This window comes from Caulobacter sp. GW822-FHT01G02 (assembly GCF_058802865.1).
Genome location: NZ_JBXAON010000009.1, coordinates 175,280 through 189,304 on the forward strand (window position 1 = coordinate 175,280; position 14,025 = coordinate 189,304).

Annotated in this window: 13 protein-coding genes; 4 read left to right on the top strand and 9 right to left on the bottom strand. The window is 67.4% G+C overall.

The window, feature by feature from the left end; translation table 11 throughout:
- Window positions 1–88: 88 nt before the first annotated feature.
- The 3 genes from AC1RNC_RS23675 to AC1RNC_RS23685 all read right to left on the bottom strand — a co-directional run bounded on the left by AC1RNC_RS23675 (window position 89) and on the right by AC1RNC_RS23685 (window position 2,149).
- Window positions 89–883 (bottom strand): alpha/beta fold hydrolase, encoded by a 795-nt coding sequence (locus AC1RNC_RS23675; RefSeq protein WP_492840991.1) that lies wholly within the window; start codon window positions 881–883, stop codon window positions 89–91.
- A gap of 157 nt (window positions 884–1,040) precedes the next feature.
- Entirely contained in the window at window positions 1,041–1,823 is a 783-nt protein-coding gene (locus AC1RNC_RS23680; RefSeq protein WP_492888488.1) for an SDR family oxidoreductase, read from the bottom strand.
- Window positions 1,823–2,149: a nuclear transport factor 2 family protein gene (locus AC1RNC_RS23685; protein ID WP_492840987.1), complete on the bottom strand. Its 327-nt coding sequence runs from the start codon at window positions 2,147–2,149 to the stop codon at window positions 1,823–1,825. Before AC1RNC_RS23685 ends, AC1RNC_RS23680 begins: the two co-directional genes overlap by 1 nt.
- Window positions 2,150–2,253: 104 nt before the next feature.
- Between AC1RNC_RS23685 and AC1RNC_RS23690 the strand changes: the two genes are divergently transcribed.
- Window positions 2,254–2,607 carry a winged helix-turn-helix transcriptional regulator gene (locus AC1RNC_RS23690; protein ID WP_492888489.1) on the top strand — a complete coding sequence of 118 codons (354 nt, stop codon included), beginning with the start codon at window positions 2,254–2,256 and terminating at the stop codon, window positions 2,605–2,607.
- Between the two features lie 131 nt (window positions 2,608–2,738).
- Here AC1RNC_RS23690 and AC1RNC_RS23695 read toward each other — a convergent pair whose 3' ends face one another.
- Window positions 2,739–3,680, bottom strand: coding sequence for a FecR family protein (locus tag AC1RNC_RS23695; RefSeq protein ID WP_492888490.1), 942 nt, complete (start codon window positions 3,678–3,680; stop codon window positions 2,739–2,741).
- 5 nt (window positions 3,681–3,685) lie between these two features.
- On the bottom strand, window positions 3,686–4,195 hold the full coding sequence (locus AC1RNC_RS23700; RefSeq protein WP_492888491.1) for an RNA polymerase sigma factor: 510 nt from the start codon (window positions 4,193–4,195) through the stop codon (window positions 3,686–3,688).
- Window positions 4,196–4,491: 296 nt separating this feature from the next.
- Between AC1RNC_RS23700 and AC1RNC_RS23705 the strand changes: the two genes are divergently transcribed.
- The 3 genes from AC1RNC_RS23705 (at window position 4,492) to AC1RNC_RS23715 (ending at window position 10,018) form a co-directional block, all read left to right on the top strand.
- Window positions 4,492–7,623, top strand: a complete 3,132-nt coding sequence (locus AC1RNC_RS23705) for a TonB-dependent receptor (RefSeq protein WP_492888492.1) — start codon at window positions 4,492–4,494, stop codon at window positions 7,621–7,623.
- 134 nt (window positions 7,624–7,757) lie between these two features.
- Window positions 7,758–9,125, top strand: a complete 1,368-nt coding sequence (locus tag AC1RNC_RS23710) for a purple acid phosphatase family protein (protein WP_492888493.1) — start codon at window positions 7,758–7,760, stop codon at window positions 9,123–9,125.
- Window positions 9,122–10,018: a glycerophosphodiester phosphodiesterase family protein gene (locus AC1RNC_RS23715; protein WP_492888494.1), complete on the top strand. Its 897-nt coding sequence runs from the start codon at window positions 9,122–9,124 to the stop codon at window positions 10,016–10,018. Before AC1RNC_RS23710 ends, AC1RNC_RS23715 begins: the two co-directional genes overlap by 4 nt.
- Window positions 10,019–10,135: 117 nt before the next feature.
- Here AC1RNC_RS23715 and AC1RNC_RS23720 read toward each other — a convergent pair whose 3' ends face one another.
- From AC1RNC_RS23720 to AC1RNC_RS23735, 4 genes are all read right to left on the bottom strand, one after another.
- A complete protein-coding gene (locus AC1RNC_RS23720; protein WP_492888495.1) occupies window positions 10,136–10,720 on the bottom strand; it encodes an SCO family protein in 585 nt (194 codons plus the stop codon).
- Window positions 10,717–11,214 carry a copper chaperone PCu(A)C gene (locus AC1RNC_RS23725; RefSeq protein WP_492888496.1) on the bottom strand — a complete coding sequence of 166 codons (498 nt, stop codon included), beginning with the start codon at window positions 11,212–11,214 and terminating at the stop codon, window positions 10,717–10,719. Before AC1RNC_RS23725 ends, AC1RNC_RS23720 begins: the two co-directional genes overlap by 4 nt.
- A gap of 38 nt (window positions 11,215–11,252) precedes the next feature.
- Window positions 11,253–11,441, bottom strand: a complete 189-nt coding sequence (locus tag AC1RNC_RS23730; RefSeq protein WP_492888497.1) for a hypothetical protein — start codon at window positions 11,439–11,441, stop codon at window positions 11,253–11,255.
- A gap of 182 nt (window positions 11,442–11,623) precedes the next feature.
- Complete coding sequence (locus AC1RNC_RS23735) at window positions 11,624–13,780, bottom strand: TonB-dependent receptor (protein ID WP_492888498.1); 2,157 nt, start codon at window positions 13,778–13,780, stop codon at window positions 11,624–11,626.
- Between the last annotated feature and the right edge of the window lie 245 nt (window positions 13,781–14,025).

A 14,025-nucleotide genomic window follows, 5' to 3' on the forward strand; every position in this document is an offset into this window, starting at 1 on the left:
ACCATCCCAGGCGTGTTGGACAAAATCGATGCGACCGCCGACGCGCATGGCGTGTCGGCGGCCGGCCCATCGGGCGTCTGTCGTGGTCTTACTTCGCCTTACGCGGGGCGGTCTTGGCGGCCTGGTCGATCACGTCGGCCACCGCTCCAGGTTGGCTGAGGAAGACGACGTGGCTGCCCTTCACCTCCACCGTCTCGGCGCCGATGCGCGCGGCGGTCTTCCGCAGCAGCTTCGGATCGATGGCGCCGTCCTCGGTCGCCACGACGAACCAGCTGGGCTTGGCGCGCCAGGCGGCGCGGGTGACCTTTTCGCCAAAGGCCGACATGGCGATCGGCACCTGCGAGTCGCGCATGAAGGCGGCGTCGGCGTCGTTGATGTCGCCGGCGAAGCCGGCCTTGAACTTGGCGAGATTGACGAAGCCGAAGCCGTCGGACTGCGGCTCGATCACGAAGCCGGGAGGGGCGGGGATCTCGGCGAACTGGTCGCCGGTGGACTCACCGGTGTCGGGCGCCAGGGCGGCGACATAGACCAGGCCCGCGACCTTCGGATCATTGCCGGCCTCGGTGATCACCGTGCCGCCGTACGAGTGGCCGACCAGGATCGCGGGGCCGTCCTGGCGGGCCAGCACACGACGGGTGGCGGCGACGTCGTCGGCCAGCGAGGTCAGCGGGTTCTGAACGATGCTGACCTTGTAACCCTTGGCGGTCAGTCGGTCATAGACACCCCGCCAGCCCGAGCCGTCGGCGAAGGCGCCGTGGACCAGGACAACGTTGCGGACCGCTGGAGCGCTCGCGGCCGGCGAAGCGTCGGGCTGGGCATGGGCGGCGCCGGCCAGGCCGGTCAGGGCGGCGGCGATGAGAATGTTGCGAGCTTGGCGGATCATAGGGTTCTCCCAAAGGTCGTTCAGTGGTTTTTGCGATAAAGATTATTGCGATAATCATTTTGTAGTCGCGAGCCGATCGTGTGTCCAGGGAAAAGTTATCGCGATATGCATTTTCTCCTGACCGGCGCTGCGCGGGGAGTAGGAGACCGTCGCCAGGTTAGACGGTGGGTATCGTGCCGCCGTCGATGACGTATTCGGCGCCGTGGATGGCCGAGGCGCGGTCCGAGACCAGGAAGGCGATCAATTCGGCCACCTCTTCGGGCCTGGCCGGCCGGCCGAGCGGAATGCCGCCGAGCGCGTCCAGGATGCTTTGTCTCGCTTCTTCGAGCGTTCCGCCCGTGTTGTCGGCGATCCGGCGCATCAGATCGTCGGCCGCCTCGGTATGAATCCATCCCGGCGACACGACGTTGACGCGCACGCCCTTGGGGCCGATCTCCTTGGACAGGGACTTGCTGTAGGTGGTGAGGGCGGCCTTGGCCGCGGCGTAGGCCGTCGTGGACTCCGGCAGCGGCAGCGTCCGCTGGATGGAGGAGACGTGGACGACCGCGCCGCGTCCGCGTTCCAGCATCTGCGGCAGCAGCGCCCGGTCTAAACGCACCGCCGTCATCAGGTTGAGATCCAACTCCGCGGCCCAGTGCGTGTCGGTGAGCGCGGCGAAGCCGCCGCCGGGTGATGACGAGCCGCCCAGGACGTGGACCAGGACATCGACGCCGCCGAGGTGTTCGATCGCGGCCCGCGCCAGCTGTTCGGCGCCTTCCGGCTTGATCAGGTCGACTTCCACGACATGGGCGCCGACAGGGGCGTTGGCGGCGCTCCGGGCCGCGGTGACGACGCTGGCGCCGCCGCGCAGCAGGCGTTCGACCGTCGCGCGGCCGGCGCCCTTGGTGCCGGCGGTGACCACGGCGCGGACGCCTTCGAATTCACGTTGCTCGCCGGACATCAGACGATCTCCAGGGCCGAAATGGCCCCGCCGTTCAGCCTAAAGCGGAAGGCGAACGGAAGCGGGCTTCCCGGGAAGTCGCCAACGGTGATCCCGTCGACGATGACGGCGCCGTCGTCCTCGCGCCAGGCGTTCGGCGTGAAGATCGCGCGGGCGGCTATGGTCGCTGACTCAATCCAGGGTTTGATCTCGGCATGGCCGCGATGCTCGCGCGCTTCGTCCTTCACGACGGCGTCGGCGGCGAAGGCGGCAAGCATGTCGTCCACGTCAAGGCGGGCATTGGCCTCGACATAGTCGGCGATAGGGCGGGGGAGGTTGGTGGACACCGATGGTCTCCGGCATAAGGTTGCTGTCCGCCACAACCTGTGAACACCCTCCCGAAATGACAAGAACGGACGAAAAAGTAAGGCACGCACCCGAAAGTAAGCGTGTGGCCTACACGGCGGACTCAGCGTCTCTAAGCATCCAGAATGTCATCCGGGTTCTGGAGGGGCGGTGGAAGCTGGTAATCCTGTTTCAGCTGTTCGGCGGCCGAGTGCAGCGGTTCTCGGACCTGGAGCGCGCTATCCCTGGCGTATCTCAGAAGATGCTGATCCAGCAGCTGCGACAACTCGAGGCTGATGGTGTCGTGACCCGGATCGTTCACCCGCAGGCGCCGCCGAAGGTCGAGTATCATCTCACCGATTGGGGGCAGTCCCTGTGTCCGGCGTTGGACGCGCTCTTGCTCTGGGCCGAAAACGCGCCCGCGGAACAGCGCTCGAGGCTGATCCCTGAACCTCTGTAGGCGGCGGTCGCCTCCAACCCTAAGATGCCGTTCAGCGCCCGCCGCTCGTCCCTCGGCGCGGGGTTTGTTAGGTGGCAAGGGCGCGATCGCCGCCCCCTCGAAATCCGTCAGATCAAACCGCGCCATTCAAGTCAGTCTGGGCCCAGGACGATCGCATCGGGGGCTTCGCGGAGAGCCAGGCCGTGCGTCGCCGCCACGAGCTCCGCCGTCTCGCGCGGCGCCGTCGCGCGGAAGCGTCCGGTCAAGCGAAGGTCGGCCAGGGCGGTCCCGCCAAGCTTCAACGGCCGCGTGGCGTTGGCGCGGTTCAGTTCGGTCACCAGGTCGCCCAATCGGCCGTTGTTCAGCTCGATCCAGCCGCTGCGCCAGTCATCGGCGGCGGCGGGGTTGAAGCGGATGCGTCCCTCGATCCCCCGTGCGGAAACCCGGATGCTCTCGCCAGCGACGACGACGACTGGCCGGTCGGGGGCCACGGCGGCGACGACCCTGACCTTGCCCTCGCGCACGGTGACCTCGGTCGCGTCGGCCAGGCGATTGACGTTGAAGGCGGTGCCCAGAGCGGTGACCGAGGCGTCGCGCGCATGGACGGTGAAGGGGCGGGACGGATCGTGGGCGACCTTGAAGAAGGCTTCGCCGCGGTCCAGGCGCACGTCCCGTTTCCGGCGCGCCAAGGCCACGCGGGCCTGGGAGTCGCCGTTCAAGGTCAGCCTGGAGCCGTCGGCCAGCACCTGGACCTGCTGATGGCCCTGGGGGGTCTTCAGTTCCAGCGCGGGGCGGGGCCAAGCCAAGACCGCAGCGGCCGCGGCCGCGGCGGCCAGCGCCCACGACGGCATTCCCAGCCCGCGCGACTTGGCCCCAGGACGAGCCGCCGCGCGAGCGCCGATCAAGGCCCGGCGCAGGGACGCCGAGGCGATCAGATCGCGGTGCGCGGCCAGCAAGGCTTCGCGGCGCGGATCCGCCGCCAGCCATTCCTCGAGCTCCCGCGCGTCGTGACGAGGCAGCGGGGCGGCGGCCAGGCGGTCGGCCCAAAGCGCCGCCAGATGATCGTCGGTCCTGTCGAGATGCGTATCGCGCATGCGGCCTATCCTTCGCCCAACGCGGAAAATCCATCCTGATGGACCTTGCGCAGGGCCGCCGACGCGCGGCTGTAGTGCTTCTGGACGGCCTCGGGGGTCAGACGGAGGTCAAGGGCGATGCGGTCGTAGTTCTGGCCGTCCAGGCGCCGTCGCAGATAAACCTCCCGACGAAGCCTGGGCATGGCGGCAATCGCGCGAGAGAACGCCTCGGCCAGCTCGCGTCCCTCAAGAAGGGCGCTCGGACCCGGCTGCTCGCACGGCTCGCTTTCGTCCAACGCCTCGAAGCTTGGCTCCTGGCGGTGATCGCGCATCAGGTTGTCGAGCACGCGGAACGCATAGGCCAGCGGATTGAGCAAGGGCGCTCGGCGCGCTCGCTGCAGAAGGCGGAGCACGGTTTCCTGGAACAGGTCTTCGGCTTCGTGGCCGTCCGCGCCGCGTCGCCGCGCATAGGCCTTCAACCGGGTCTCGTGCGCGCGCACGGTCTCGAAGACCGGCACGGGTTCGTTCTGCGCCATTCCCGGATTCCAGGCCTCGCCGCGCCCCGAAGGCGGCTCGATGAGCGGCGGCGTTAGCCGAACTGTACGGCAGTTTTGTGAAGGGCTGCGCGGTGATCGGAAAGCGTCTGAGCTCCATACGAGGATCGGTTTGGAAATATATCATCAGTATAGAGAGATATATCTCCGGTGTGTGGAGCGATGGATTGAAGGGCTTAGAAAAATAAAAGTTTTGCGACGCCTGTCTGATATTGTCGATGGCTCCGTCTACCCCGTTCGAGGCCCGGAAAAAGGGCTCAAGGTTCTGGGGGCGTTTGATGCGTTACAAATCTCGACTTCTCGCCGCGGTGGCGGCCCTTTCGATGGCGGCGGGGGCCGGCGCGGCCCTGGCCGAATCCGCCCCGTCCGCGCCGCTGGCCGCGGAAGCCCGCTTCGACATCCCCGCGCAGGATCTTGGCGCGGCGCTGATGGTGTTCTCGCGTATCTCCGGCGTCGCCATTTCGGTCGATCCGGCGCTGACGCGAGGCCGCCAGTCGGTGGCGGTCGACGGGCGCTTGCGGGCCGAGGCGGCGCTGAAGCAAATGCTGTCGGCCGCGCCGCTTACCGTCGAGGTCATCAACGGGGCCGTCGTGCTGCGTGAACGCCCTTTGGTCGTCGCCGATGAGGTCGACGAGCTGATCGTCGTCGGCTACGCCGCCGGTCTGCGCAAGTCGCTTGACGCCAAGCGCGACGCCGACATGATCACCGACGTGGTCAGCGCCAACGACATGGGCAAGCTGCCCTCGTCCAACCTGACCGAGGCGGTTTCGCGCCTGCCCGGCGTGTCGGCCGTGCGAAACCACACGACCGGCGAGGGCGATCGTATTTCGATCCGGGGCCTGGCCACGGAGTACAACACCTATTCGGTCAACGGCGTGCGTCTGGGCGGCATGGGCTCGCCCGGCGACAACTTCTATCGCGGTGTGCGGCTGAGCTTCCTGCCCGCCGCCGGCGTCGACTCGATCACCGTGTTCAAGTCGATCCTGCCCAACATGGACGGCGACGCCCTGGGCGGCTCGGTCGAGATCCGCACGCCGACCGCGTTCGACTTCGATCCCACCCACCTGGCTTTGTCGCTCGAAGGCACGATGCTGGACAAGCGCGACCGGAAAAAGTCGGGCGAGGCGCAGCTGTCGTTCGGCCGCCAGTTCAACGAGCACCTTGGTCTGTTCGTCACCGCCAGCTTTTCACGCCGCAATTCACAGTTCGAGCAAGTCGGCGGGTCGGGCGACGACATGCCCCAGCGCTGGTTCGTCACCAACAAGTCGCGCGACTTCGACACCTCGACCTTCCAGACCCTTGGGGTCGAGCTCTCGGCGGGCGAGACCAAGGTCGAGCGCAAGGGCGTCAACGCATCGCTGGATTGGCGAAGCGCCGACCACGAGGTCCACCTGCGTGGACAGTACAACGTCTATGACGAGACGGAATTCCGCAATCGGCTCAACTTTCGCAACTACGCCGACCGCATATCCGAGCGCCTGGTCCAGAAGGACAAGTCCCGTACAGACCTGATGACGCCCGACAAGGCGGTCATCGGCGTCGAGAACGGCGCGCGTGTCTACGGTTATTCGGTCAACGACATCGTCGATCAGAACAAGGACGGGCGGATCACCGACGCCGACCGCAAGACCAAGAGCTTCTACAGTCTGGACGGGGCTTCGGGCCTGTGGGACCCGCAAGGCTTTCGGCTGCGCCGCTATTGGGAAGGGGGCTCGACCGAAGGCGTGCTGGGCTCGGCGACTCTGGGCGGCAAGAGCCGGTTCGGGGACCTGACCGTCGACTACGATCTCTCGTACTCCAACTCGCGCGACAACATCAAAGACGAGTTCGAGCTGCAGTTCCGCACCGACGCCTATGACTGGCTGGGCAACAAGGGCGTGTTCGTCTCGACCGCTGGCGACCCGCGCTTTCCGAAGTGGGTGCTGAACGCCGCCGGCATGGCCGCCGTCCAGGACCCGGCCGCTTTCAAGTATTCGGGCATGACGGCCGGCTTCGGCGACAACGAGGAGACGCTCAAGCAGGCCCAGTTCAACCTCGCCTACGCGCCGTCCAGCGACTGGCTGCGCGAGCTGAAGGCGGGCCTGAAGATGTCCGTCTCGGAGCGCCGCAAGACGGGCGGCAGCTTCATCGACCTGACCCGCAGCGGCACGATGGCCGACTTCTCCCCGTACTTTGGCAAGTCCGTCGACAGCCTGTTCGGCGGCGTCTATTCGGGCAAGTACCGGCTGGGCGTCACGATCGACACCGACAACATGATGGCCGAGCTGCGCAAGGCCCAGGACGGAAAGTCCACCTTCTTCAGCGGCCTGGCGACGTCGCTGGACGCGGCGGAGGTCTCCAACGAAGACACCTGGAACTACAAGGAGACCGTCCTCGCCGGCTACGCGATGGGCAAGGCCCAGTTCGGTAAGGCCGAGGTCATCACCGGGGTTCGCGTCGAACGCACCCAGAACGACATCCAGGCCTGGCTGGAAGACCCGCTGAAGGGCGACACCTTCACGCGCGACAAGTCCAACTTCGTCAACGTGCTGCCGTCGATCCACACGAACTACAAGTTCAGGGACGACCTGATCCTGCGTGGCGCGGTCTGGACCAGCTTCTCGCGTCCGGACATCAACCGCATGAGTTCGGCCAAGTCCTACGGCTACAACACCGATCCGAACGGCGACGGCAAGACCGATCCCAAAGACAAGTGGATCCTCGAGAGCGTCACCACGGGCAATCCCGACCTGAAACCGATGAAGGCGGTGAACTACGACGCCTCGCTGGAATGGTACAATGGCAAGACCGGCGCCTATTCGATCGGTCTGTTCCACAAGGACATCCGCAACTTCCTGTTCCGCTCCTCGTCCAGCGTCATCCAGGACGGCACGACGGAAAACTATACGGACGGGACGGGCGTCGACATCTCGACGCCGATGAACGGCAAGTCCGCCAAGGTGACCGGCGTGGAAGTCAACGCCCGCCAGATCCTGCACTGGCTGCCAGCCCCGTTCGACGGCCTCGGCGTCGCGGCCAACATGACCTTCCAGCGCGCCCGCGCCGTCACCGGCATCAGCTGGCACCCGGCGGGCCTGGAACTGCCGCTGATGGAGACGCCCGCTCGACTGGCCAATCTGGAAGTCTTCTGGGAGCGCAACGGCTGGGAGGCCTATGTCTCGTACAGCTACCAGTCGGAATCGCTCGAAGACATCGAGGACTACGGCAACGATCCCTACGAGCAAGACTACAGGTTCGTCGACCTGATGGTCCGCCGCCACTTCAACGACCGGATGGCCGCGACCTTCAAGGTGCAGAACGCCTTGGACAGCCACACCTACTGGTACACGTTCGGCAAGGCCAAGGGCGGCATTCGCGACTACATCGAGAACGGCCGCTACATCAGCCTCAGCTTCGACTGGAAGCTCTGACCGCGACGCCTACGGGCCGCGTTGACGCGGCCCGTGGCGCAGGCGCGCCCCGCCTTTGGGGGGCGCCGTGTCGGCGTGGCTCCCCCTTGGCCGCGCCGACCTCCTTTTCCTGAACGCCTGATCCAAGGTCGACCATGACCCAAAGCTCCAATCCGCGCCGCGCTCGTGGCGCATCGTTCAAGCCGATGGCGGCCCTCGTATGCGGCGTCGCCCTGGGCGCTCTGTCGCTCGCCGCGCCGGCGACCGCCGAGGGGCCGGCCAAGGCGAGACCTTCGGCCGAGCCGCTCATCACAGGCGGCAAGCCGCAGCGGCTGATCGTCAATCCGACCGAGGATCCGTCGCGCGGCTTCGCGGTGACCTGGCGCATGGAGGCCGGGGCCGGCAAGGGTCTGGTCGAATACGCCGAGGCGACGCCCGGACCCGCCTTCGAGGACGCCGTCCAGACCGTCATGGCCGACAGCGAGGTGATGCAGTACGTCCCTCGCAACGGCGGGCCGGTCTCGGCGACAGCCCACAGCGCCGTCGTCCAGGGCCTGAAGCCGGAAACGCTTTACGTCTATCGCGTGGGCGATGGACGGACCTTCAGCGCCTGGCGGCAGATCCGCACGGCGGCGGCGACCGCCAAGCCGTTCAGCTTCCTCTATTTCGGCGACGTGCAGAACGAGGTCGAGAGCCACGGATCGCGGGTCATGCGCATGGCGCGCCGCCTGGCGCCGGACGCGGCCTTGGCGCTTTACGCCGGCGACCTGATCAACCGCTCGGACGCCGATCGAGAATGGGGCGAGTGGTTCGACATGGCGCCGGACCTGCACGCTGAGCTTCTGACCCTGCCCAGCCCGGGCAATCATGAATATGGCCCGCAGATCGAAGGCCGTCCGAGTCTGGCCCCGCAGTGGCGACAGCAGTTCACCCTGCCGCGCAATGGTCCGCCGGGCGTCGCGGCGCTGTCGGAAACCGTCTACCAGGTTGATTACCAGGGCGTGCGGTTCCTGTCGCTCGACGCCGACGCCATCTCCGATTTTCCTGACCTCGCCGACGCGACTCTGAAGTGGCTTGAGGCGCGATTGACCGACAATCCAAACCTCTGGACGGTCGTCTTCCTGCACTATCCGATCTATTCGACCGCCAAGGGGCGCGACAACGCAGAGCTGCGTGCGGCGCTCGAGCCCGTGCTCCAGAAGCACGGCGTCGATCTGGTGCTCCAGGGCCATGACCACACCTACGCCCGGGGGCGCAAGGGCGCGCCGGTCTATGTGGTGTCGGTGGCTGGTCCCAAGCAGTATGTCGGCGGCGAGCGCGACTGGGCTTCGCGCAAGGCGACCGGCGTGCAGCTGTTCCAGGCGATTGGCGTCGACGGCGCCGAGCTGACCTACAGGGCCTACACCGCCACAGGCGCGCTCTACGACGCCTTCCGCCTGAGCAAGTCGGCGCCAGGCAAGCCCGCTCGACTGATCGATCTGGCGCCGAAGAGCGTCGAACTCGACCTGAAGCGCGCGCCATGATCCGTGGCCTCGCACTTCTAGGCATGCTCGTCCTTGGCATGGCCAGCGCCGCGCGAGCGGCCGAGCCGACGGCGCCGGAGCGTTGCGCGCAGACACCCGCCATGGCGATGGCGCTCTCGCGCCTCGCCAGGCCGGACGCTGGACTGATGATCGCCGCGCACCGCGGCGCGCACAGCCGCGCGCCCGAGAACAGCTTGGCGGCGATCGAGGACGCCATCGCGGCGGGGGTCGAGATCGTCGAGATCGATGTCGCCGTGACCAAGGACGGGACACCCGTGCTGATGCACGACCGGAAGGTCGACCGGACCACGACCGGCGAGGGCGTGGTCGAGGACAAGACCGCGTCGGAGGTCGCCGCGCTCCGGCTGAAACAGCGCGATGGCCGCGCCGCCGACGCGGCGCCGCCGACCTTGGCGCAAGCGCTCGCGGTGGCCTGCGGGCGTATCCTGGTCGATCTCGATCTGAAGAGCGATCGTCTGAGGCCGATCGTTGAGACGGTCAATGCCTCCGGCATGCGCGCCACCAGCCTCTATTTCGACAGCGATCCCGCCATTCTCGCCAGCGTGCGGGCCCTGGACCCCGCGGCGCGCCTGATGGTTCGGTTCACCACGGATCTGCCTTTGGCCGACCTGCTGCGGATCACCGGACCGGCGCAAGTGGTTCACGCTGATCCCGAAAGCCTGACGCCTGAAGCCCGCGACGCTATCGCGCGACTCGGTCCGCGCGTCTGGCTGAACAGCCTGGGCGACGCCGACCAGCGTCTGGTCTCGGGCGACGACGTTGGCGTCGGGGCCTTACTGTCGATGGGGGCGAGTATTCTTCAAACCGACGCGGTTTTCGCGCTGGTTGCTCTGCGTGGCGCGGATCTTTCCAAGGAGAGCTCAAGGCGTTGACCCCGTGAGCGACGCGTTTCCGCGCCTGCGCCAGGGGCGGCGATCGGCGCGGATCGACCCGCCAGCGCCCCGATCCGTCCCTCCGGCGCGCCCTGAAGGCCGCCACGGGCTGGACAGCTAGGGCGGTATGAGGGCCTTCAACGCGCTGAGGCCGACTTCAGGCGGGCCGCCGTAGCCTATGGGCGAGACGAAGCGACCCTTGGCGTCGAACAGATAGATCGCCGAGCTATGGTCCATCGTGTAACCGCCGCCCTCGATCGGCACCTTCTCGTAGTAGACGCGGTAGGCCTTGGCGGCCTGGGCGACCTGCTCGGGCGTGCCCGAAAACCCGCGGATGTGCGGATCGAAATTGGACAGATATTCCTTCATCACCGCCGGGGTGTCTCGACCGGGATCGACCGAGACGAAGACCACGTTGAGCTTGTCGGCCTTGGGACCCAGGGCCTGCAGCCACTGGGTCATCTGGGCCAGGGTGGTGGGGCAGACCTCGGGGCAATAGGTGAAGCCGAAGAAGATCGCCGTCGGCTTGCCCAGCAGATCCTTGTCGGTGACGGCGCGTCCGTCCTGATCGACCAGACTGAAGGCGCCGCCGATCGACGACGGCGCCAAACCCTGTGGCCGCATTGTCCAGAAGATCAGCAAGGCGGCGACCAGCACGCCGATCGCCGTCAGCCCTAGGGTGACTTTTGTGGTCCGGTTCACATCTTCATCCCGGGCATGTCGTGATGGGAAGGCGCGGCCGGCGCGGCGCCGGTCGCCTGCACGTCCAGGGCGGTCTTGACTGGGCCCGCGCGTTCGAAGGTCAGGGTGACCGGGACCTGCTCACCGGCCTTGAGAGGGCGTTTGAGACCGATCAGCATCAGGTGATAGCCGCCGGGCTTGAGGGTCACGGTCTGACCCGCGCCGATCACAAGGCCCCCGGCCACGGGACGCATGCGCATGACGCCGCCGGTCATCGACATCTCGTGGATTTCCAGCTTGGCGGCGACGGGCGTCGAACCGCCGACCAGACGGTCGGGCGTCTCGCCGGGGTTGGTGATGGCCAGATAGCCCGCCCCCGTGGTCGCGCCGGGCGGAGTCGCCCGACTCCAGGGGCGAGAGATCTCGAGCGGCGATGCCGTCTTTTGCGCGGCGAACGCGGGAGCGATGACCATCGCTCCGGCGACGGCGATGCAGAAAACAGAGGTGATCTTCATTGGTAGGGTCCTTTGAGGTGTGAAGCAGGAGATCGGCGTTAGGCGCGGTGGTTCAGGAACGCGGTGACGGAGGCGCTCGAAGCGCGACCCGCGCCGGGACAAACGCAGGCTTTGGTCGCGATTGGGGCCGCCGCCGTGGCCTGGCTCCGAGGCAAGGGCAGGGCCAGCGCGATGATCGTTCCGAGGAGGGCCGCGAAGGCGGCGGCGAGGAGACGGACGCGGATCATGGGATCCTCCTGAAAGGCGTGTGTGACGGGAAGGGAGACAGGGCGGCCAGGCCGCCGCGGTGGAGCCAAAGATGGATCCGTCGAAGCAAGGATCGGGCGTGAACGGTCACGGTGTTGCGGGTCCTGAGACTGCGGCCTGGGAAGACCCGCCGGCCCCTTGAAGGGCCGACGGGTGGTTCGGCTTAGAACTTGCGCAGGAGCGAGAGCTCGACGCTGCGCGGCTCGCCCAGGAAGACGAGGTAGGACGCGTAGCCCGACCAGTCGGCGTAGAGCTTGTTGGTCAGGTTGCGGCCGCGAAGGCTGAGCGTGCCGAACGGCGCGGCCCAGCTGACCGAAGCATCCAGCAGCGTATGAGCGTCGACTTTCACCGTATTGGCGTTGGCGGTGAAGAAGTCGCCGCTGTAGCGCACCGCGCCGGTGAAGGTCAGCGGCAAGGCGCGCGGCGCGTAGGTCACCAGGAGATCGGCGACCTTTTCGGGAACATTGGCCGGCCGGTTGCCCGCGCGGTCGGCGCCGCCGGCCTCGATCAGGGTGTCGAACTTGGCGTCGAGGACTGTCGCCGACAGCTTGGCTTTCAGTTCTTCACTCACCGCCCACTCGGCCGACACTTCCACGCCGCGCGAGGTTTGGCTGCCGCCTTGCACCGTCACCGCCGGGTTGATGGGGCTGCGGGTCAGGATGTCGTCCTGGCGGATGTGGTAGGCCGAGGCGGTGAGCTGCAGGCGGTCGTTGAAGGTCAAGCCCTTGATCCCGACCTCGTAGGACTCGCCCATGCTGACCTTGAAAGCCGCGTTGGTCGCGCTGAGGAACAGGACGCCGCTGACCGGCGTCGCCGCGCGGCTATACTGACCGTAGACCTGGGTCTTGGGCAGCAAGTTGTAGACCGCGCCCAGGCGCCAGGAGACGGGGCTGTAGTCCTGGCCGTAGCGCGTGACCGCGCCGGTGGTGGCGTTGAGCACGCGGCGGTCCAGCGAGAACTTGTCCAGGCGCGCGCCGCCGACCAGCAGCAGGTCGGGCGTCAGGTTGTAGGCGTCCTCGACGAACAGCGCCTTGGAGTCGACGTCGGCCCAGACGTTCTGGCGGGTCGAGAAGTTGCCGGCCGCGTCGGCGGGGAACAGGCCCCGGACCGGCGCGTAAGGGTCGACCGAGGTCGTCGTTCCGAACCTGCGCACCGTGAAGAAGTCCGTGCCGCCCAGCTCCGCGCCCACGACGAAGCGGTTGCGCCGGCCGGCCAACTGGCCATCATAGGCCGCATGCAGGCGCTGGCTCCAGAACTGGTGGTCGTGGCTGATCTTGCTGGTGGCGCGATCGAAACGGCCGCTCGCGCTGTTGAAGCTGTAGTCGTCGCTGTCGCGCCACAGCCGGTCGGCGTCGTACCAGCTGCTGTCGCTGACCAGCGTCCACGCATCGCTCAGCTTGTACTCGGCGCGCGCCCGCAGCCACACCGACTGGGAGTCCATCAGGCCGTCGGCGGTGTCATAGTTCTTGCGGCGCAGCGCCTTGTCGAGGACCTGGCCTGCCGAGCCCGAGACGAGGTCGGAGGGATCCCGGGCCGCGGCGGCCGACACCAGCGGCGTGCCATAGTACGCGGTCGAGAAGCGATCTTCGTAGTAGTCCGCCGACAGCGTCACCGAGAGCCGATCGGTGGGGGCCAGCAGGACGGCCAGGTTGGCGGCGAAGGTGCGGGAGTCGGTGTCGTCGACCCAGCCGTCCGAGCGCGACCAGGCCACATCGCCGCGCACGGCGGCCTTGTCGCCGACCGGGGCGTTGAGGTCGGCGGCCAGGCGGTAGCTGTCGCGGCTGCCGGCGCTGGCGAAGGCCTCGCCAGAGCGTTGGCCAAGCACCGGCCGGCGCGGCACGAAGTTGATGGCGCCGGCCAGGGCGCCTTCACCGGAGGTGACGGAAGCCGGGCCCTTGATCACCTCGATCCGTTCGAAGGCCCAGGCGTCCCAATTGCGAACGCCCGCATCCGAATTGGGCATGCGCACGCCGTCGTAGAGATAGTTCACCGCGCGCTGGAAGCCGCGCATCGACACCGAGCCGACCGAGCCCGGCAGATTGCCCGAGACGACGCCGGGCGCGGCGTTTAGGGCCTCGATCGCGGTCCTCAGGCCCTGGGCCTGAATGTCCTCCTGGGTCAGCACCTCGATGGCGGCGGGAGTTTCGCGCTCGGTGAGGCCAAGGCGGCCGGCGACCTGTGTCTGGAGATTGAACGAGCGGCCGGTGACGATGACGCCTTCGACCTTGTTCCGGTCCGCGTCGAGGACGGCGTCGGCGCGCGCCATGACCGGGAGCGCGGCACCGACGAGGGCGCTCGTGGCGAGCAGGAGAGACTTCATGTGAGATCCTTCGGCGCGCATCGGCGCCGTGAGCTGAACTGATCGGCAGACGGGCCCGGCGCGGCGCGCAGGGCCTTGCCCGGCGCCAAGGCGCCAGGGCGTCAGATCAGCAGGCTGGGAGGACCTCGGGCGGGAAGCGGCGGCGCGGCCAGACCGCGCCCCGGCGCCAAGCCCATCACGGGGCGCGCCGCCGGTTCGACATAGACGGCGAAAGTGACCGCCTGGACGGTGATCGCGCTGGGCGC